This window comes from Caballeronia sp. SL2Y3 (assembly GCF_022879575.1).
GTDB lineage: Bacteria > Pseudomonadota > Gammaproteobacteria > Burkholderiales > Burkholderiaceae > Caballeronia.
Window position 1 is genome coordinate 20,363 of sequence record NZ_CP084260.1, and the last position, 19,316, is coordinate 39,678.

A 19,316-nucleotide genomic window follows, 5' to 3' on the forward strand; every position below is an offset into this window, starting at 1 on the left:
GCACGAGGCGCGCTCAGGAGCGTTCGAGCGCCCCGTACCGGCCGCCCGGCAGCGCCGCCGCCAGCCCGGCGAGTTCGAGCTGAAGCAGCGCGCCTTGAAGCGCCGCGCCGTCGAGATCGGTGCGCTCGGCCAGAATTTCAAGCGTCGCCGGTGCGTGACCGAGTGCGGCGAGCACGCGTTCGGCGTCGTCCGTCGGGGCGTCGGCAGGCAGGCGGGCGGACGCCCACGACGCGCTCGGCGCTCGCGGCTTGCCGCGCCGGCCCGATGCGGGCGCTTGGGCGGCCGGGAAGCCGAACTCTTCGAGCACGTCCTCCGGCGTTTCGACGAGCTTCGCGCCCTGTTTGATGAGCCGATGACAGCCTTGGGACAGCGGCGCGTGAATCGATCCGGGAATCGCGAAAACGTCGCGTCCGATCTCGGCGGCCAGGCGCGCGGTGATGAGCGAGCCCGAGCGCATCGCGGCTTCGACGATCAGGACGCCGCTAGACAATCCCGCGATTAGCCGGTTGCGCTGAGGGAAGTTCGCGGACCGCGCAGGCGTGCCGAGCGGCCACTCCGACAGAATCGCGCCGTCGCCGGCGATTTCGTGCGCGAGCGTGTGGTTGTGAGCCGGATACACGAGATCCGCGCCCGTGCCGATGACGGCGATGGTTCCCGCGCGGCCGTCGAGCGCGCCGCGATGCGCGGCGGCGTCGATGCCGAGCGCGAGGCCCGATACCACGGCGAGCCCCGCATCCGAAAGCGCCCGGGCGAAGCGCCGCGCGTCTTCCGCGCCTTGCGGCGTCGCGTTCCGGCTGCCGACGATCGCCACCGCCCGCGACTGCAGCACGTCGAGCCGTCCTTTCGAGTAGAGCACGGGCGGCGGGTCGGGCAGGGTCAAGAGCGCCTGCGGATAGTCGGCGTCCGCCAACGTGAGCAGATGATTGCCGGGCTCGGACGCCCAGTCGCGCACGCATTCAATATAGTCATCGAAGGGGACGCCTTCGATGTCCGCTGGCGGCGCGGTCACGGCTTTCGCCGCGCTTTCGTCGGTGGCGCGGGCGAGGGCGGCGAAGCTTTCCGACAGCACTTCGAGCGGCCCGCCGAACGCGCCGAGCAGCGTGCGCAGCGCGAGCGGGCGCAAGCCCTTCGCGTGCGCGAGCCGCAGCCAGGCGCGAAATTCGTCGGATTCGGGGGCCGGCGCGGCGCTTTCAGCAAGGGGCGCCGGGTCGGTCGGCAGGGTGTCGGTCGTCATGTTAAGATTTTTGATCCCGTACAAATAATGAACCGTCGCCCGGCCGCGCTGCCGGTCCGTAGCGACGCTGTCTGCCGCTTGCCGGCGGCGTTGAATCCCGTGGATTCGCCCGCATATCTTCGGCAAGCCGCAAGGCCCCCGCAACCTGGCCGAATGGCCGACTTCACCGCGTCGCGGCGCGTGTAGATAATCCGAATCATGGCTCTGCTCAAGATACTCAACTACCCGGACAAGCGGCTGAACAAGGTGGCGAAACCGGTCGCCGTGGTGGACGACCGCATCCGCAAGCTCGTCGCCGACATGGCCGAGACGATGTACGCCGCGCCCGGCGTCGGCCTCGCGGCCACCCAGGTGGACGTGCACGAGCGCGTGATCGTCATCGACGTTTCGGACGCGCACGACGAACTGATGGTCTTCATCAATCCGGAAATCGTCTGGGCGAGCGAGGTCAAGAAGGACTGGGAAGAAGGCTGTCTGTCCGTGCCGGGTATTTACGACGTCGTCGAGCGGCCGGACCGGGTTCGCGTGAGGGCGTTGAATGAGAAGGGCGAGACGTTCGAGCTCGATTGCGAAGGGCTGCTCGCCGTGTGCGTGCAGCACGAAATCGATCACCTGGACGGGCATGTATTCGTGGAGTATCTGTCGCAACTCAAGCAGACGCGCATCCGCGGGAAGATGAAAAAGCTCGAAAAGGCGCTGTGACCGGCGGTACGATTCACGTTTTTGCAGGCGCGCCGAACGGCGCTTTCTCCGATGACTCAATCGCTGCGTGTCGTTTTCGCCGGTACGCCTGAATTTGCCGCCGCCGCGCTCGCGGCCATTCACGCGGCAGGCTTTCCCGTTCCTCTCGTTCTCACGCAGCCCGACCGTCCTGCCGGCCGCGGCATGAAGCTGACCGCCGGTCCGGTCAAGCGTTTCGCGGTCGAGCACGGTCTGCCGGTCGCCCAGCCGACCTCGCTCAGGCGCGCGGGCAAATATCCCGAGGAGGCGGCGCAAGCCATCGATTTGTTGCGCGCCACGCCGCACGATGTAATGGTCGTGGCGGCTTACGGCCTGATCCTGCCGCAGGAAGTGCTCGATATTCCGCCGCGCGGCGCGATCAATATCCACGCGTCGCTGCTGCCGCGCTGGCGCGGGGCCGCGCCGATCCATCGCGCGATCGAAGCGGGCGACGCGCAAACGGGCATCACGCTCATGCAGATGGACGCCGGTCTGGACACCGGCGCGATGATCCGCGAAATCCGCACGCCCATCCTTCCGGACGACACCACGGCCACGCTGCACGACCGGCTCGCGCAGATGGGGGCCGAACTGATCGTCGCGGCCCTGCGCGACCTCGAACGTGACGGCACGCTTGCCGCCACGCCCCAGCCGGAAGACGGCACCACCTACGCCGAAAAGATCGCGAAACACGAGGCGGCGCTCGACTGGCGTCGCCCGGCGGACGAACTCGCGCGACAGGTCCGCGCGTTCGATCCGTTTCCGGGCGCGGTAGGCACGCTGGACGACACGGCGATCAAGATCTGGTCGGCGCAGCCGCTCAACGATGCCCACGCGCAGCAGCCGGGCGTCATTCTGGACGTCTCTGCGGAAGGAATCGTCGTGGCTTGCGGCTATGGCGCGCTCAAGCTGACGCAGCTGCAAAAGCCGGGCGGCAAGCGGCTCGCGGCGCGCGAATTCCTGGCGGGAACGCCTCTGTCGAAGGGACAACGTTTCGCCGTTCACGACGACGCGCGCAGCATAGAATAAAAAGTCGCTCACGTTTTTCGGGGTCGCCATGCTCGGCATCACAGGTTTCGCCTTCTTTGTCGTCGCCGTGTTCCTGCTGAACGTCACGCCGGGGCCAGACACCGCGTACATCGTCGGGCGCAGCGTCGCGCAGGGACGCGGGGCCGGCATCGTCTCGGCGCTCGGCATTTCGGCCGGCTGCGTCGTGCACACGCTTGCCTGCGCGTTCGGCCTGACGGCGATTCTCGCGGCATCCGCGACGGCGTTCACCGTCGTCAAGATCGCGGGCGCGATCTATCTGATCTACCTCGGCGTGCGGCTCATCTTCACGAAACACGAGGCCGCGAGCGACGTGGCATCCGCCAAAGCCAGCGCCAGGAGCGCGCCCAAGTCGCTGCGTCAGCTTTTCACGCAGGGCTTTGTCACCAACGTGCTCAACCCGAAGGTCGTGCTTTTCTTCGTCTCGTTTTTCCCGCAGTTCGTCGCAGCCGACAGCCAGCACAAGACGCTCGCGTTTCTCACGCTCGGCCTTGTGTTCATCGCGATGAGCACTGTCTGGAACAGCTTCGTCGCGTGGATCGCGGGCAGCGTCACCGAACGCTTCTCCGGCAAGCCGGGCGTGAAGAAGTGGCTGGATCGCGGCGTGGGCGGCGCGTTCGTCGGTCTCGGCATCAAACTGGCCACCTCGCACCGATAGTTGAATTTTTTGCGGATGCCCCTATCTAACGTTTTGCTTACAATGAGCGTCCCGTCCGGCGTGGCCGGGACCACCGCGCGAATGGCGCACCGTGTTTAGGGAGAAGGAGCTCCGCATATGTTCAACTGGGTCAAAACCGCGATGCTGATGGCAGCGATCACGGCCCTTTTCGTCGTGATCGGCGGCATGATCGGCGGGTCGAAGGGCATGATGCTCGCGCTCGTCGTGGCGCTCGGCATGAATTTCTTCTCGTACTGGTTCTCGGACAAGATGGTCCTGCGCATGTACAACGCGCAGGAAGTCGACGAAACCACCGCGCCGCAGTTCTATCGCATGGTGCGCGATCTGGCCACGCGCGCGCAGTTGCCGATGCCGCGTGTCTATCTCATCAACGAAGACGCGCCGAACGCGTTCGCTACCGGCCGCAATCCGGAGCACGCGGCGGTCGCGGCGACGACCGGCATCCTGCGCGTGCTGTCCGAGCGCGAAATGCGCGGCGTGATGGCGCACGAACTCGCGCACGTGAAGCATCGCGACATTCTCATCTCGACCATCTCGGCGACGATGGCCGGTGCGATTTCCGCGCTCGCGAACTTCGCGATGTTCTTCGGCGGCCGCGACGAGGAAGGCCGTCCGGCCAATCCTATCGCGAGCATTGCCGTGGCGATTCTCGCGCCTATCGCGGGCGCGATGATCCAGATGGCGATTTCCCGTGCGCGCGAATTCGAGGCGGACCGCGGCGGCGCGCAGATTTCGGGCGATCCGCACGCGCTCGCGAGCGCGCTGGAGAAGATTCACGCCTACGCGTCCGGCGTGCCGTTCCCGGCGGCGGAAGCGCACCCTGCCACCGCGCAGATGATGATCATGAATCCGCTGTCGGGTGGCAGCATCGCCAATCTGTTCTCGACGCACCCGGCCACCGAAGAGCGCGTCGCGCGTCTCATGGAAATGGCGCGGACCGGGCGCATGTAAGCGCGTCGCGTCGGTAGTCGCAAATAGGGCCGCTCCGGCATGTCCGGGCGGCCTTTTTCTTTGCTCCCGGCCCATCGGTTGCCTTTGTGGCGCACGTTACAATCGTCGTTTGATATGCGCGCGCCAGCCGCAAGACTCCATTCCGACATGACAGACAAGCCTCCCCGGCGATCCGCCGCCGCGCACCCGCCGCACGCGCACGCTCGCATGAGCGCGCTGCATCTCGCGCCCGATTCGCTCGCGTTCGCGCTCGACGGCGCGGCGCAAGCCGTCGGCGCGGTGCGGGCCGGTTCGGCATTGCCGGCGGCCATCCAGACGGTCGCGGCGTCGGGCAAGCAGGCAGCGGCGCGTGGCGCGATTCAGGACATCGCGTATCGCACGATGCGAAGGCTCGCGCTTGCCGATGCGCTCTTGCACAAGCTCGTGCGCAAGGCGCCGCCGCCGCACGTGAGCAACGTGCTCGCGTGCGCATTCGCTTTGCTCGCGGACGACGAAGCGCACGCGGCGTATGCGCCGTTCACCGTGGTCGATCAGGCGGTGAGTTCCATCGCGGCGCGGCGCGAGTTTTCCTTCGCGAAGGGGCTCGTGAACGCGGTGCTGCGCAACTTCCTGCGCGAACGCGACGCGCTCATCGCCGAAGCGATGCAAAGCCCGGTCGCGCCCTGGAACTATCCGCAATGGTGGATCGACGCTGTGAAGCGCGCCCAGCCCGACGCATGGGAGCGCATTCTCGCGGCGGGCAACGTGCAGGGGCCGCTCACGTTGCGCGTCAATGCGCGGCACATGAGCGTGAGCGCCTATTTGGACGTGCTGAAGTCCGAAGGCATCGAAGCGCGCGCAGCGGGCCAACACGCGGTTCGGCTGAACACGCCGATGCCGGTCGATCGCATTCCCGGCTTCGCGGACGGCGTCGTGTCCGTGCAGGACGCGGGCGCGCAGCTCGCCGCGCAATGGCTCGATGTTCGCGACGGCATGCGCGTGCTCGACGCGTGCGCCGCGCCCGGCGGCAAGACCGGCCACATTCTGGAACTGGCGAACGTCGAACTCGTCGCGCTGGAAAGCGATGCGGCGCGCGCAGGCCGCATCGCGCAGAATCTGGAGCGCCTGAAGCTGCACGCGGACATTCGCGTGGGCGATGCAGGCGATCCGTCGCAGTGGTTCGACGGCGCGCCGTTCGATCGCATCCTGGCGGACGTGCCGTGTTCCGCGTCGGGCATCGTGCGCCGGCATCCGGACATTCGCTGGCTGCGGCGGGCATCGGACATCGCCGCGCTCGTCGCTGAACAACGGCGCATTCTCGCGGCGCTCTGGCCGCTCGTCGCGAAAGGCGGCGAACTGCTCTACGTGACGTGCTCCATCTTCCCGGAGGAGGGCGAAGAACAGGCCCGCTGGTTTGGAGCGTCGCATGAAGATGCGGTACGATTGGACGCGCCGGGGCAACTGTTGCCGACAGCGGCGCGCGCAAGCGCGGGTGCGGTTCAAGCGTCACCGGATGGTACACATGCCGAACGCGCCGGTTCCGGCGAGGCAGAGAACGCAGGTCCGCCGTCGAGTTTGAACGCGGAAACCTTCGCGGATCACGACGGATTCTTCTACGCGCGCTTTCAGAAACGGTGACGATCAAACGCTTTTTTCCGCTTCGGCTCGCGGCCGTCATCTGGACTGCGCTGGCGCTCTGGCTGAGTTTCACGCCGGCCGCGCCCGCCTTCGCCGAGACCATCTCGGTGCAGCGCGCGTCCTTGCAGGCGGACAACAACGGCTGGAGCCTCGATGCGCACTTCGACTTCGATCTCAACAGCAGTCTCGAAGAAGCCGTGAATCGCAGCGTGCCGCTCTATTTCACCATCGACTTCACGCTTTCACGGCCGCGCTGGTACTGGTTCGACGAAGAGCCGGTCACCGTATCGCAAAGCATTCGGCTCTCCTTTCAGCCGCTCACGAACGAATACCGCGTCTCGACGGGCGGCTTGCAATTGCGCTTTGCATCGCTCAATGAGGCGCTCGCGGTCATCAAGCATGTGGCGTCGTGGCACGTGATCGACCGTAATCAGGTGCATGGCGGGGAAACGTACACCGCATCGGTGCGCATGCAGTTGGATATCGCGCTGATGCCCAAGCCGTTCCAGATCGACGCGGTCAACAACCGCGACTGGAACCTGTCCTCGGATTGGAAGCGGTTCACTTTTACGGCGGCGGAACGTGCGAAATAGATTTCGACGCGGCCGCACGGACATGAAAAGTTTCGTGGTTCGGTTGCTGGTCACCACAGTCGCGCTCACGGCGGTTCTGCTGCTCGTGATGCTCGCGCTCGCGAGTGCGAATACCGAGTTCTTCGACCGCTATTACGGCTGGCTCTACGCGGCGAACGTGGCGGTGGCGCTCATCTTCATGCTGATCGTCATCAGCCTGACGCTGATTATCGTGTCGCGCGTGCGGCAGGGGCGCTTCGGCACGCGGCTCCTTGCGAAGCTCGCGTTGATCTTCGCGCTCGTGGGCGTGCTGCCGGGCGCGATCATCTACGTGGTGTCGTATCAGTTCGTGTCCCGAAGCATCGAGTCGTGGTTCGATGTGAACGTGGAAACCGCGCTCACCTCGGGCTTGACGCTCGGGCGCGGCATGCTCGAAACGTCGCTCGCGGATTTCAAGAACCGCAGCCGGCAAATGAGCGATCAACTCGCGAGCGCCGATCCGTCGAGCCTCACGCTGACGCTCTTGCGTCTGCGCGATCAGTTCGGTGTGCAGGACGCCGTCGTGTTCGAGCGTCCGCGCGATCAGTACAACCGCGAAGACCTGAACGCGGGCGGGCCGTTGCAGCGCGTGGCGGGCCTGCGGACCATCGCGCAGGCGTCGGGGAATTACTATTCGCTCTTGCCCACGAACGAGCCGACCAGCGCCATGCTGAAGGAAGCGCAGGATCGTCCGTTCGGCGCGATAGAAGGCGAAATCGACGGCGATCCGAAGTCGAACGGGCCGAAGGGCGCGCTGCGGCTGCGCGTCATCACGAAGATTCCGGACCCGACGACGACCACCGAATTCCAGCACGTCGACCGCTTCTTGCAGATCGAGCAGCCGGTGAGTCAGGAACTCGCGCGCAACGCCGACGCCGTGCAGCGCGCGTATCGCGAGTATCAGGAAAAGCGGCTCGGGCGCACGGGCTTGCGCAAGATGTATATCGGCACGCTGACGCTCGCGCTCTTTCTCGCCACGTTCATCGCGATGATGCTCGCGCTCGCGCTCGGCAATCAGCTTGCGCGGCCGCTCTTCCTGCTCGCGCAAGGCACGAAGGAAGTGGCCGAGGGCGACTACACGCCCAAACGCGAGATCAATTCGCGCGACGAACTCGGCTTCCTCACGCAATCCTTCAATGCGATGACTCGCCAGCTTTCGGAAGCGCGGGCGGCGGTCGAGAACAACCGCATCGCGCTCGAACATTCGAAGGCGTATCTCGAGAGCATTCTCGCGAACCTCACGGCGGGCGTGTTCGTGTTCGACCGGCAGTTCCGGCTCACCACCGCGAATCGCGGCGCCGAGCGCATCTTCCGGCAGCCGTTTCGCGCGTTGCAGGGCCATTCGCTCGATCAGATCGACGTGCTCGCCGAATTCGGCGCAATGGTCAAGAAGGCGTTCGCCGAGCGCGATGCGGCGGCCGTCGGCAGCGGGCATCCGACGGGGGATCGCGGACACTGGCAGCAGCAGGTCGCCGTGACCGTGCCCGGCGAGAACGATCCGCTGACGCTGCTCGTGCGCGGCACGCAATTGCTGAGCGCCACCGAGAGCGACACCGAAGACGCGGAGACCACCGGCTATGTCGTCGTGTTCGACGACATCTCCGACGTCATTTCCGCGCAGCGTTCCGTGGCGTGGGGCGAAGTCGCGCGGCGTCTCGCGCATGAGATCAAGAATCCGCTGACGCCCATTCAGCTTTCGGCCGAGCGTCTGCAAATGAAGCTCGCCGACAAGCTCGCGCCGCAGGACGCCGAAGTGCTCAAGCGCGCATCGACGACCATCGTGAATCAGGTGCAGGCGATGAAGCACATGGTCGACGACTTCCGCGAATACGCGCGCACGCCGCCCGCGGTGCTCGGCAATCTGCAACTGAACGATCTCGTCGGCGAAGTGCTGGCGCTTTACGGCATCGAAGAAGGCAAGAGTCCGATCAAGGTGGACCTCGCGAAGCTGCCCGTGATCCGGGGCGACGCGACGCAGATCCGCCAGGTCATCCACAACCTGCTGCAGAACGCGCAGGACGCCGTCGCCGATGTGCCGGAGCCGCGCGTGCTGCTCGAAACGAGGACAGTAGAATATGGCGAGCCCGATGCCTCGGGTCATGCGCGCGTCGCGGTTCGTCTGAGCGTATCGGATAACGGCGCGGGCTTTCCCGCGCGCATCCTGTCGCGGGCGTTCGAGCCTTACGTGACCACGAAGGCGAAGGGCACGGGTCTGGGACTTGCAACGGTGAAGAAGATCGTCGACGAGCATGGCGCGCGCATCGACATTCGCAATCGGTCGAAAACAGGCGACGTGGTGGAAGGCGCGCAAATCTCGATTCTGTTTCTTCAACTCGCGGACGAGACCGCCGCCGATGGCGCAGCGCCTTCGACTCCGGCGGCCGCGAAACACGGAACGACAAAAGCAACAGTGCAGACAAGGGCAGCTTAAATGGCAACCATCCTGGTGGTAGACGATGAAATGGGGATCCGGGAACTGCTCTCCGAGATCCTGAGCGACGAGGGGCACGTGGTGGACGTGGCGGAGAACGCGCAGCATGCGCGCGAATACCGCTTGCAGCAGACACCCGATCTCGTCCTGCTCGACATCTGGATGCCCGATACCGATGGCGTCACGCTTCTTAAGGAATGGGCCGCGCAGGGCAAGCTCACGATGCCGGTCATCATGATGTCGGGCCACGCGACTATCGACACGGCGGTCGAAGCGACGAAGATCGGCGCGCTCAACTTCCTGGAAAAGCCCATCGCCCTGCAGAAGCTCTTGAAGGCGGTCGAGCAGGGACTCGCGCACGGCACGGCCGCGCCGGCTGCGGTGGCGGCGGCCAAGCCCGCGCTCAACGCGGGCTCGTCGGGCGTGCCGATCGCGGCGGCGTTGCCGACGGCTTCGGCGCTGACCGCATCGACGGGCGATGCAGGCGCGGGCGGCGCGGGGCAGAGTCAGGCGGGGCAGACGGCGTCGATTTCCTTCGACATTCCTCTGCGCGATGCCCGCGACGCGTTCGAGCGCGCGTACTTCGAATATCACCTCGCGCGCGAGAACGGCAGCATGACGCGCGTCGCGGAAAAGACGGGGCTGGAGCGCACGCACCTGTACCGGAAACTGAAGCAGCTCGGCGTCGATCTCGGAAAGAACAAGAGCGAAGTTTGAGCGGCAAGGGCCAAGCCGATCCGGACGAAAGCGTGAAAAATTCGGTGAAAGGCTTGAGCACCGTGCCTGCCTCTGATATAGTCTCACTTCTTCGTTGGCCCGGTAGCTCAGTTGGTAGAGCAGCGGATTGAAAATCCGCGTGTCGGTGGTTCGATTCCGCCCCAGGCCACCAGAATGCAAGAAGCCCGAGAGTGTTTTCGCTCTCGGGCTTTTTCGTTTGCGGCGTCGGGCGGTGCGCTCATGCGCCCAAAGCGCCTGACGGCAGCCCCGGCGAACAATCGTTCAGCGTGATAAAATCCGCGTCGAATTAAGGACTTGCCTCGTCCTCGGACCGCAAGTCCTTTTCTTTTCGATGCCCGAAAAGCATCGGCGAATGGCCTCGCAGCTTGCTATCGGAGGCATAAAGGCCGCCTGCGTCCGCCAAAACGCCACCGGCCTATACTGGATTCGCAGATCGCCGCAGCGCGCGTGTTCAACGCGACGCCGGTTAATCGACCGGCCATGCGACCGGCCATGCGGCGCACAACGCCAATCTCATACACGGAGTTTTCACGGTGACTCGGATAGACGCGAAGGACAGCGCTCTCGTGCTGTTTTCCGGCGGGCAGGACTCGGCCACGTGCCTTGCATGGGCGCTCGAACGCTATAAGACCGTCGAGACGCTCGGCTTCGATTATGGCCAGCGGCATCGCGTCGAACTGGAATGCCGCGACGCGTTCCGCGCAGCGGTCGCGCGTGAGTTTCCGCACTGGGCGGAACGGCTAGGCGAAGACCACATGATCGACTTGTCGGTGCTCGGCGCGATCAGCGATACGGCCATGACCCGCGAGATCGAGATTCAGTCGACCGCCAACGGCCTGCCGAATACCTTCGTTCCGGGCCGCAACTTGCTATTCATGACCATCGCGGCGGCGCTCGCGTATCGGCGCGGGCTGAAGGTGCTTGTCGGCGGCATGTGCGAGACGGATTTCTCCGGGTATCCCGATTGCCGCGACGACACCATGAAGGCGTTGCAGGTCGCGCTGAATCTCGGGATGGAAACGCGCTACGCGCTCGAAACGCCGCTCATGTGGCTCGACAAGGCCGACACCTGGCGTCTCGCGGAAACGCTCGGCGGCGAAGCGCTCGTCGAACTGGTTCGCGTGGAGACGCACACGTGTTATGTCGGCGAGCGTTCCGAACTGCACGAATGGGGCTTCGGCTGCGGCCAGTGCCCGGCGTGCAAGCTGCGCAAGCGCGGCTACGAGGCATATCGCGCGGGCGAGCAGGTCACCATCGAACCGGTCTGATTTCGAAACCAGACCACAGCCAGATCACACGGACTACAGAGCAGTCATGACGTACGCGGTAAAGGAAATCTTCTACACGTTGCAGGGCGAGGGCGCGAACGCCGGGCGTCCGGCCGTGTTCTGCCGCTTCGCCGGCTGCAATCTGTGGTCGGGCCGCGAGGAAGATCGCGCGGACGCGGTGTGCCGCTTCTGCGACACGGATTTCGTCGGCACCGACGGCGAAAACGGCGGCAAGTACCGGACGCCGGCGGAACTGGTCGCGATGATCGCGTCGCTTTGGCCCGAGGGCGCGGCGCACAAGTTCGTCGTGTGCACGGGCGGCGAGCCGATGTTGCAGATCGACCAGCCGTTCGTCGACGCGCTTCACGCGGCGGGCTTCGAAATCGCGATCGAAACGAATGGCTCGATGGCCGTGCTCGACAGCATCGACTGGATTTGCGTGAGCCCGAAAGCCGACGCGCCGCTCGTCGTGACAAAGGGCAACGAACTGAAGGTCGTGATGCCGCAGGACAATCAACGGCTCGCGGAGTACGAGAAGCTCGACTTCGAGTACTTCCTCGTGCAGCCGATGGACGGCCCGTCGCGCGACATCAATACGAAGCTCGCGATCGACTGGTGCAAGCGGCATCCGAAATGGCGGCTGTCGATGCAGACGCACAAATATCTGAACATCCCCTGAAAGACGATCGAGCCGACGTGCAGACGATTACCCGAAAACTCGAATTCGATGCGGGCCACCGCATTCCCGATCACCGCAGCCAGTGCCGCAATCTGCACGGGCATCGCTACGTGCTCGAAATCACGCTGCAAGGCGAACTCGTCGATACGGAAGGCGCGCCGGATCGCGGCATGGTGATGGACTTCGCCGACGTGAAGTCGCTCGCGATGGAGCATCTCGTCAACAAGTGGGATCACGCGTTCATCGTCTATGAAGGCGACGTGAAATTGCGCGAATTCCTGCAATCGATGGCGGATCACAAGACCGTCGTGTTCGACCGCATTCCGACCGTCGAGAACATGGCGGCGGTCGCGTTCCGCATCCTCGCGGATGTCTATGACGCCCACTATGGCGTCGATCTCAAGCTCAAGCGCGTGCGGCTCTACGAAACGCCGAACTGCTGGGCGGACGTGGAGCGCGCGTAAGCGCTCATAAGCGTTCATGGTGCGGCGAACGCCCGCGCCGTTGTCACGGTATGATCGCTCGGTGAGTCGGCCAACTCTGGCCGACGCCACGCAGTGCATGTCGATCATCCGGAGCGCAACATGCCGTCACTCTTTGAGTCGTGCCTATTCCTCGCATCGCGACAATCGCGCTCCCACGGAGCCGCGCGATGAGCACCTTCACCAATCCCCTCAAGCAACGTCTCGCCGATTCTGGTCCGCTCTTCGGCCTGTGGCTGTCGCTGTGCAGCGCCGATGCCGCCGAAGCGCTCGCGCACGCCGGCTTCGACTGGCTGTGCATCGACATGGAACACTCGCCGAACGATAGCCGCGATGTCGTCGAGCAGCTTCGCGCGATCGCCGCCGCGCACCTGCCGACCGAGCCGGTCGTGCGCGTGCCGTTTGCCGAGGGCTGGCTGGTCAAGCGCGTGCTCGATGCCGGCGCGCGCACGCTCATGTTCCCCAACGTGCAGTCGGCGGAAGACGCAGCGCGCATCGTGCGGCTCACGCGCTATCCGACCGAGGCGCAACTCGAAGGGCTGCGCGGCGTCGCGGGCGCGGTGCGCGCGGCGGCATACGGCATGCGGCGCGACTACGTGTCGGGCGCGAACGAGCAGATCGCGACGATCGTGCAGATCGAATCGGTGGCGGCGCTTGCCGCCGTCGATGAGATCGCCGCGACGCCGGGCGTCGATTGCCTGTTCATCGGCCCGGCGGATCTCGCCGCGAGCCTCGGCCATCTCGGCGATAGCAAGCATCCGGACGTGCACGCGGCCATCACGAAAATCGCGGACGCCGCGAAGCGCGCGGGCAAGTGCAGCGGGATTTTCGCGCTCGATGTCGCGAGCGCGCGGCAGTACGCGGAAGCGGGCATCAAGCTCATTTCGATTGCCGCCGACGTGATGTGGCTCTTGAAGGCGACGCGGCAGGCGTTGCAGGAGGCCAGAGCATGAAGGGCGCTTGGCGTGGCGGCGTGGCGGCGGCATCGGCTGCGCTCGTCTTGATGACGTCGGGCGGCGCGCACGCGCAAGGGATGCCGAAGCCGACCGACCTGGCGACGCAGAACGCCGTCGCCGATTACAACGCGGGCAATCTCGTCGCCGCGCGCTCGGAGTTTCGTCGCGCGGCGGAGAAGGGCAGCCGTCTCGCGCAGTTCAATTACGCGATGATGCTGCTCAACGGCGAAGGCGGCGCCGCCAATGTTCCCGAGGGCAAGAAGTGGCTGCGCCGCGCCGCCGACGCGAACATGACGCACGCGCAGTACGTCTACGGCAAGATGTACGACGACGGCGAGTTCGTAGAGAAAGACCCGGCGGAAGCGCACCGATGGTTCCTGCGCGCCGCGAATCAGGGGCACGTGCAGGCGGAACTGGCGCTCGCGAATCAGTTTCTGGACGGCCGCGGCACCGCTCGCGACAACACGCAGGCGTTCACCTGGTACAAGAAGGCCGCGCAAGGCGGCGACATGACGGCGCAGTATGTCGCGGGATCGTTCTACGAGCGCGGCGGCGATGGCGTCGAGCGCAATCTCAACGTCGCGCGCGCGTATTACGCGGCGGCTGCGGCGCAGGGTGACCCGGCAGCCAAGCTCAAATACCTGCAGTTGAGCGCCGAATTGGAGCACCAAAAGCCGCCGCCGCAGGCGCAGCCGCAGTAATCGCTCGCGGCGTTAGCTTTGCATCAGCCGTTTCTGTCGCGCGACGCTCATGATGAGCCCGACCGCGACGCCCAGCGTCGTCAACGCCGTGCCGCCGTAGCTCATGAACGGCAACGGCACGCCCACGACCGGCAGAATCCCGCTCACCATGCCGATATTGACGAACGCGTAAGTGAAGAACGCGAGCGTGAGCGATCCGGCCAATAATCGCCCGAAGAAGGTCGCGCCGTTCGCCGCGATGTACAGCCCGCGCGCGATCAGCGCCATGTAGAGGAAGAGCAGCACGAGCCCGCCCGCCAGCCCGAATTCTTCCGAGAACACCGCGAAGATGAAGTCCGTGTGCTTCTCAGGAATAAACTCGAGGTGCGCCTGCGTGCCCTTGAGCCATCCCTTGCCGAGCGTGCCGCCCGAGCCGATTGCAATCACCGCCTGGATGGTGTGAAAGCCCTTGCCGAGCGGATCGGATGTCGGATCGAGCAGCGTGCAGATGCGGTGCTTTTGATAGTCGTGCATCAGCGGCCAGTTGACTTCCGGCTGGCAGATGCGGTCCTGAAACACCGCGACACTCGCCACCACGATCACCGCCGCCGCGAGCACCGGCACGATCAGCTTGAAACTGAGCCCGGCGAAATAGATGACGAACACGCCCGCCGCGAACACGAGCACCGCCGTGCCGAGGTCCGGCGGCTTCGCGATCAGGCCGACCGGCAGCATCAGAATCAGAAAGCCGACGATGTAATCCCACCAGCGAATATTGCTCTCGCGGCGCTGGTAGTACCACGCGAGCATCAGCGGCATCGCGATCTTCATGATCTCGGACGGCTGAATGACGACGCCGACGTTCAGCCAGCGTTTCGCGCCCTTGCGCGTGAGCCCGAACGCGGCCACGGCGACGAGCAGCGCCACGCCCACCGTATAAAGCGGCACGGCGAAGCGCATGAGCGTCTGTGGCGGAATGTTCGCGAGAACCCACATCAGGCCGAACGTCAGCATGATGTTGCGCAGCTGGTCCTCCACGCGGCCCGGCACGTCCAGACTGGCGCTGTAGAGCGTCACGATCCCGACGCACAGCAGCAGAAACACGATCAGCGCGAGCGGCCGGTCGAAGCCCGCGAACATGCGCTTCGCGCGCTCGATCCACACGTGCTTGTCGAATTGCAGATGCACTTGCATGCCGATTTCCTTATTCGTCGATGCCGCCGGTCGGCGCGAACGTGCGCACGCCGTTCTCGGCGTTGCCGCGCACCATCGTGGGCGTCGGCTCGGGCGGCGCGCTCTTCTTGCCGCGCTTGCGGCCCGGCGCGGCCGACGCGGCCGACGCGGGCAGCGCGGGCAGCGCGGCTGCGGGCGCGGACGCGGGGCGGCCAGCCGGCAGAGCGGGCGCGGAAGCCGCCTTCGCCACATCGGGATTAGACGCAGCCGACGGCGAGAACGCCGGCGACTGATTCGCCACCGATGCAGGAAGCGCCGCCGCCGCCGGCGGTTGCGTCCCGCCGATCACGGGCAGGCCGGCATCTTCCGTCGCGGAAGCCGCGGCGGCCACGGCAGCCGCTTCGGCGCCCGGCTTCATTCGATCCACCAGGTAATAGTCGAGCACCTTCCGCGCGATCGGGCCGGCCGCTTCCGCGCCCCAGCCGCCGTTTTCGACGATCAGCGCCAGCGCGATCTTCGGATTCTCAGCCGGCGCAAACGCGATGAAGAGCGCGTGGTCGCGCAGATGCTCGGCTGTCGCGTGACCATGATAGTTCGCGCCTTGCAGCGAATAGACCTGCGCCGTGCCCGTCTTGCCGGCCGCGAGATACGACGCGCCCGCGAACACCTTCGCCGCCGTGCCGTTTGTCACCACGCCTTCCATCGCGCGCTTGATCACGTCGATGTCTTGCTGACGCACGGCGATCTTGTCGCTCGGGTCGCGCACGACCGGGCGTATCGCCTTGCTGATCGGGTTCTCGACATCGCGCACGAGGTGCGGCTTCATCACGACGCCGTTGTTCGCGAGCGTCGCCGTCGCGTGCGCGAGTTGCAGGATGGTGAACGAGTTGTAGCCCTGACCGATGCCGAGACTGATGGTCTCGCCTTCGTACCAGCGCTGCTGCTCCGGCTTGCGATACGCCTTGCGCTTCCACTCCGTCGACGGAAGAATGCCGCGCGCCTCGCCCGCGATATCGATGCCCGTAATCTGCCCGAAGCCCCAGGGTTTCATGAAGCCGGCCATCGCGTTCACGCCGAGGTCGCGCGCCAGCATGTAGAAATACGTGTCGTTGGACACGACGATCGCGCGATTCATGTCCACCCAGCCCTGACCCGAACGCACGTCGTTGCGGAACGTGTGGCCGCCGAACGTGAAGTAGCCGGGGTCCTGGAAGCCCCAGCCGGGCGTGCGCTTGTGCAGCGTGAGCGCGGCGAGCGCCATGAACGGCTTGTACGTCGATCCCGGCGGATACGTGCCGTGCAGCGGACGGTTCAGGAGCGGATGGTCCGGCGAATTGTTGAGCGCGTCCCACGTCTGCTGGTCGATGCCATCGACGAAGGAATTCGGATCGAAGCTCGGCGCGGAGACGAACGCGAGCACGTCGCCCGTGGATGGCTCGATGGCGACCAGCGCGCCGCGCTTGCCCGCGAACGCCTGCTCGGCGACCTGCTGCAAGCCGATATCCAGCGACAGCACGAGGTTGTTGCCCGGCGTCGCCTGCGTGCGCGACATGGTGCGGACCGGGCGGCCGCCCGCCGTGACTTCCACTTCTTCGAAACCGGTCAGGCCGTGCAGCTCGGTTTCGTAACTCTGCTCGACGCCGATCTTGCCGACGTAATCCGTGCCCTTGTAGTTATTCGCGTCGAGACGCGGATCGTAGTGATCCGAGTTCGCGTCGTTCGCGTCGCTTGCATCGTCGATGCGTTCCTGATCGCGCTGCGAAATGCGGCCGATATAGCCGATCACATGCGCCGCCGTCGTACCGAGCGGGTATTGCCGGAACAGCCGCGCGCGCACTTCCACGCCGGGAAAGCGGAAGCGTTGCGCGGTGAACTTGGCGACTTCCTCGTCGGTGAGGCGCGTGCGGATGGGAAGGCTTTCGAAATTCTTCGAGTCCTCCAGCAGCTTCTTGAAACGCCGACGGTCGCGCGAATCGATCGGGATGACTTGCGAAAGCGCGTCGATGACTTCGTCGAGCGTGCCGTTGATCTTCGACGGCGTGATTTCCAGCGTGTAGGCGGAGTAGTTCTTCGCCAGCACGATGCCGTTGCGGTCCGTGATGATGCCGCGGTTCGGCACGATCGGCGCGACCGAGATGCGGTTCTCGTTGGCCTGCAATGAGTATTTGCTGAAGTGCCACACCTGCAGATACAGAAAGCGCAGGCCGATCAACCCGAAGCAGACGAACACGAACAGTCCCGCCGCCGCGACGCGCAGGCGGAACTTCGACAACTGTTGCTCGGTGTTCTTGATTTCGGTCATGCGGGTTTCGCGAGTGGTTCGCGAGTCTTTCGCGATTCAAGTGTAGTCGGCGCGCGGGCGTTTATCGGCGCCGTGTCGCGCGCGGCGCTCAGATCGGGCGCGTGTCGTCGGGATCGGCTGCGCGCCGTTGCGGCATCAGGAGCAGGAAGCTCGCGATCGGCCAAAGCAGCGCCTCGACGAATCCGTTGACGAGATAGCTCCAGCCGGGAAACGCGGCGCCCGTCATCAGACGGATGATGAACGGCACGAGATGCGCGCCCACAAGCAGCGGAGCGACGACGAACGTCTGCACCGGCAGCGACATCCACAGCACGCGCCGGTGAATGGTGATCGCGCCGTAGGACAACAGCGTGTACGCCAGCGCGTGCTCGCCGAGCAGGTTCGCGCTATGGACGTCCATCAACAGCCCGAGCAGGAACGCGATGCCCATGCCCACCTTGCGCGGCTGCTGCACGTTCCAGAAGAGCAGCACGAGCGCGACGAAATCCGGCACGCCGACGAGCCGGCCCCAGGGCACGAGATTCAGCAGAAACGCGGCGGCCAGGCTGAACGTGATGAAGTACGGGTTGACCGGCTGGAGAATGTATTGCGGACGGTTCATCGCGCGGCTCCCGACGATGCGGGTTTTGGCGCGTGCGCCTTCTTGCCTGATTTGGCCGCTGCGCTCGACGCCGCTTTCGGCGCGGTCGCCTTCGCTGCGGAATTCGCGGCAGGCGCCGACGCAGCCGCCGCCGACGCGCTCGCCGGCGCCGACGCGGCAGCCGGAGCGCTCGCGCCCGCCGCTGCTTTGGCTGCGGGCTTCTTCTTGCCCTTGTTTTCCTTCGCTTCCTTCGCGGCTGCGGCGGCTTCCACTTCGACCGGATTGGGCGGCACATTGACGTTGTAATGCAGCACGAGCAGCTGGCGCGCGCCGCGCACCGCCGCGACCGGCACGCAGACGACGCGGGCGAATGCCGTATCCGCCTGCTTGTCGACGCGCAGCACCTTGGCGACCGCGAGCCCCGGCGGATACACGCCGTCGAGACCGCTCGTCACGAGCTGGTCGCCGACTTGCACGTCCGCGCTGATCGGCACGAAGCGCAAGTCGAGCGTGTCGCCCTTCGGCGTGCCGTAGATGACGCTGCGCAGCCCCGTGCGCGCGATCTGCACCGGCACCGCCTGGTCCTTGTCGGTGAGCAGCGTGACTTCCGACTGCATCGGAAAAACGCGCGTCACTTGCCCGATCACGCCTTCTTCGTCCACGACAGGCGCGCCGTCCTGAATGCCTTGCTGCGAACCTTTGCCGATCACGACCTTCTGCGTGAATGGATCGCGCGTGTCGTACTGGATTTCGGCGGGCGTGGTTTGCGTGGTCGCGCGCGACTGGAGGTTCAAGAGCGCCCGCAGATGCGCGTTCTCGATGTTCAGCTGCGCGGCATCGCCGGCCTTGATGGACAGTTCGAGATTCTTGTCGGCGAGCTTGCGGTTTTCGCTGCGTAGCGTGGCGCTCGTCACGGCGAGATCGGCTGCGCCCATGAAGATGTCGCGCGGAACCAGCGCCGCGCGCTGCAACGGATAGAGCCCGGCGCCGAGAATGCCGCGCACGATTTCGAGTGTGTTGAAGCGGACGTCCGACACCAGCAGCGCGATGGCTAGCACCACGAAGAAAATGAGGCGCGCGAGCGCCGAAGGGCCTTGCTTGAAAAGTGGCGGCGGACTGTATTCCATGGTCAGCGCCGAGGGCGTGAGCGGGTGGATGATGCGGCAGG

The 19,316-nt window shown here is 65.4% G+C and carries 18 protein-coding genes and 1 tRNA gene; 14 read left to right on the forward strand and 5 right to left on the reverse strand.

The features are described 5' to 3' along the window. Window positions 1–13: 13 nt before the first annotated feature. Complete coding sequence (gene dprA, locus LDZ26_RS00090) at window positions 14–1,234, reverse strand: DNA-processing protein DprA (protein WP_244847630.1); 1,221 nt, start codon at window positions 1,232–1,234, stop codon at window positions 14–16. A 198-nt stretch (window positions 1,235–1,432) separates the two neighbouring features. Here dprA and def point away from each other — a divergent pair, with 198 nt between their 5' ends. The 14 genes from def to LDZ26_RS00160 all read left to right on the forward strand — a co-directional run bounded on the left by def (window position 1,433) and on the right by LDZ26_RS00160 (window position 14,114). Further along, complete coding sequence (def, locus tag LDZ26_RS00095; RefSeq protein WP_206467317.1) at window positions 1,433–1,936, forward strand: peptide deformylase; 504 nt, start codon at window positions 1,433–1,435, stop codon at window positions 1,934–1,936. Between the two features lie 51 nt (window positions 1,937–1,987). Next, on the forward strand, window positions 1,988–2,983 hold the full coding sequence (gene fmt / locus LDZ26_RS00100; protein ID WP_244847631.1) for a methionyl-tRNA formyltransferase: 996 nt from the start codon (window positions 1,988–1,990) through the stop codon (window positions 2,981–2,983). Between the two features lie 28 nt (window positions 2,984–3,011). After that, window positions 3,012–3,659, forward strand: coding sequence for a LysE family translocator (locus tag LDZ26_RS00105; protein WP_244847632.1), 648 nt, complete (start codon window positions 3,012–3,014; stop codon window positions 3,657–3,659). Between the two features lie 117 nt (window positions 3,660–3,776). Next, on the forward strand, window positions 3,777–4,631 hold the full coding sequence (gene htpX, locus LDZ26_RS00110) for a zinc metalloprotease HtpX (protein ID WP_244847633.1): 855 nt from the start codon (window positions 3,777–3,779) through the stop codon (window positions 4,629–4,631). Between the two features lie 147 nt (window positions 4,632–4,778). Beyond that, on the forward strand, window positions 4,779–6,248 hold the full coding sequence (rsmB, locus tag LDZ26_RS00115; protein WP_244847634.1) for a 16S rRNA (cytosine(967)-C(5))-methyltransferase RsmB: 1,470 nt from the start codon (window positions 4,779–4,781) through the stop codon (window positions 6,246–6,248). Next, window positions 6,245–6,841, forward strand: a complete 597-nt coding sequence (locus tag LDZ26_RS00120) for a DUF4390 domain-containing protein (protein ID WP_244847635.1) — start codon at window positions 6,245–6,247, stop codon at window positions 6,839–6,841. Before rsmB ends, LDZ26_RS00120 begins: the two co-directional genes overlap by 4 nt. 22 nt (window positions 6,842–6,863) lie before the next feature. Further along, window positions 6,864–9,290, forward strand: a complete 2,427-nt coding sequence (locus tag LDZ26_RS00125; RefSeq protein ID WP_305038308.1) for a PAS domain-containing sensor histidine kinase — start codon at window positions 6,864–6,866, stop codon at window positions 9,288–9,290. Then, the gene (esaR, locus tag LDZ26_RS00130) at window positions 9,291–10,007 is read left to right on the forward strand and encodes a response regulator transcription factor EsaR (protein ID WP_244847637.1); all 717 of its coding nucleotides are present in this window, start codon (window positions 9,291–9,293) and stop codon (window positions 10,005–10,007) included. Window positions 10,008–10,103: 96 nt separating this feature from the next. Beyond that, a tRNA-Phe gene (locus tag LDZ26_RS00135) sits at window positions 10,104–10,179 on the forward strand. A 382-nt stretch (window positions 10,180–10,561) separates the two neighbouring features. Then, complete coding sequence (queC, locus tag LDZ26_RS00140) at window positions 10,562–11,296, forward strand: 7-cyano-7-deazaguanine synthase QueC (protein WP_244847638.1); 735 nt, start codon at window positions 10,562–10,564, stop codon at window positions 11,294–11,296. A gap of 46 nt (window positions 11,297–11,342) precedes the next feature. Then, window positions 11,343–11,975, forward strand: coding sequence for a 7-carboxy-7-deazaguanine synthase (queE, locus tag LDZ26_RS00145; RefSeq protein WP_244847639.1), 633 nt, complete (start codon window positions 11,343–11,345; stop codon window positions 11,973–11,975). A 17-nt stretch (window positions 11,976–11,992) separates the two neighbouring features. Beyond that, window positions 11,993–12,439 (forward strand): 6-carboxytetrahydropterin synthase QueD, encoded by a 447-nt coding sequence (gene queD, locus LDZ26_RS00150; protein WP_244847640.1) that lies wholly within the window; start codon window positions 11,993–11,995, stop codon window positions 12,437–12,439. A gap of 188 nt (window positions 12,440–12,627) precedes the next feature. Beyond that, complete coding sequence (locus LDZ26_RS00155; protein WP_244847641.1) at window positions 12,628–13,410, forward strand: HpcH/HpaI aldolase/citrate lyase family protein; 783 nt, start codon at window positions 12,628–12,630, stop codon at window positions 13,408–13,410. After that, the gene (locus LDZ26_RS00160) at window positions 13,407–14,114 is read left to right on the forward strand and encodes a tetratricopeptide repeat protein (RefSeq protein ID WP_370650620.1); all 708 of its coding nucleotides are present in this window, start codon (window positions 13,407–13,409) and stop codon (window positions 14,112–14,114) included. Before LDZ26_RS00155 ends, LDZ26_RS00160 begins: the two co-directional genes overlap by 4 nt. A 12-nt stretch (window positions 14,115–14,126) precedes the next feature. Here the strand turns inward: LDZ26_RS00160 and rodA are convergent, their stop codons facing one another. The 4 genes from rodA to mreC all read right to left on the reverse strand — a co-directional run bounded on the left by rodA (window position 14,127) and on the right by mreC (window position 19,275). Continuing rightward, window positions 14,127–15,275 carry a rod shape-determining protein RodA gene (gene rodA, locus LDZ26_RS00165; protein WP_244849179.1) on the reverse strand — a complete coding sequence of 383 codons (1,149 nt, stop codon included), beginning with the start codon at window positions 15,273–15,275 and terminating at the stop codon, window positions 14,127–14,129. 22 nt (window positions 15,276–15,297) lie between these two features. Next, complete coding sequence (gene mrdA / locus LDZ26_RS00170; protein ID WP_244847642.1) at window positions 15,298–17,568, reverse strand: penicillin-binding protein 2; 2,271 nt, start codon at window positions 17,566–17,568, stop codon at window positions 15,298–15,300. 88 nt (window positions 17,569–17,656) lie between these two features. Next, a complete protein-coding gene (gene mreD / locus LDZ26_RS00175; protein ID WP_175938922.1) occupies window positions 17,657–18,169 on the reverse strand; it encodes a rod shape-determining protein MreD in 513 nt (170 codons plus the stop codon). Next, window positions 18,166–19,275 carry a rod shape-determining protein MreC gene (gene mreC, locus LDZ26_RS00180; RefSeq protein WP_244847643.1) on the reverse strand — a complete coding sequence of 370 codons (1,110 nt, stop codon included), beginning with the start codon at window positions 19,273–19,275 and terminating at the stop codon, window positions 18,166–18,168. The genes mreD and mreC overlap by 4 nt, the downstream gene beginning before the upstream one ends. Window positions 19,276–19,316 lie beyond the last annotated feature (41 nt).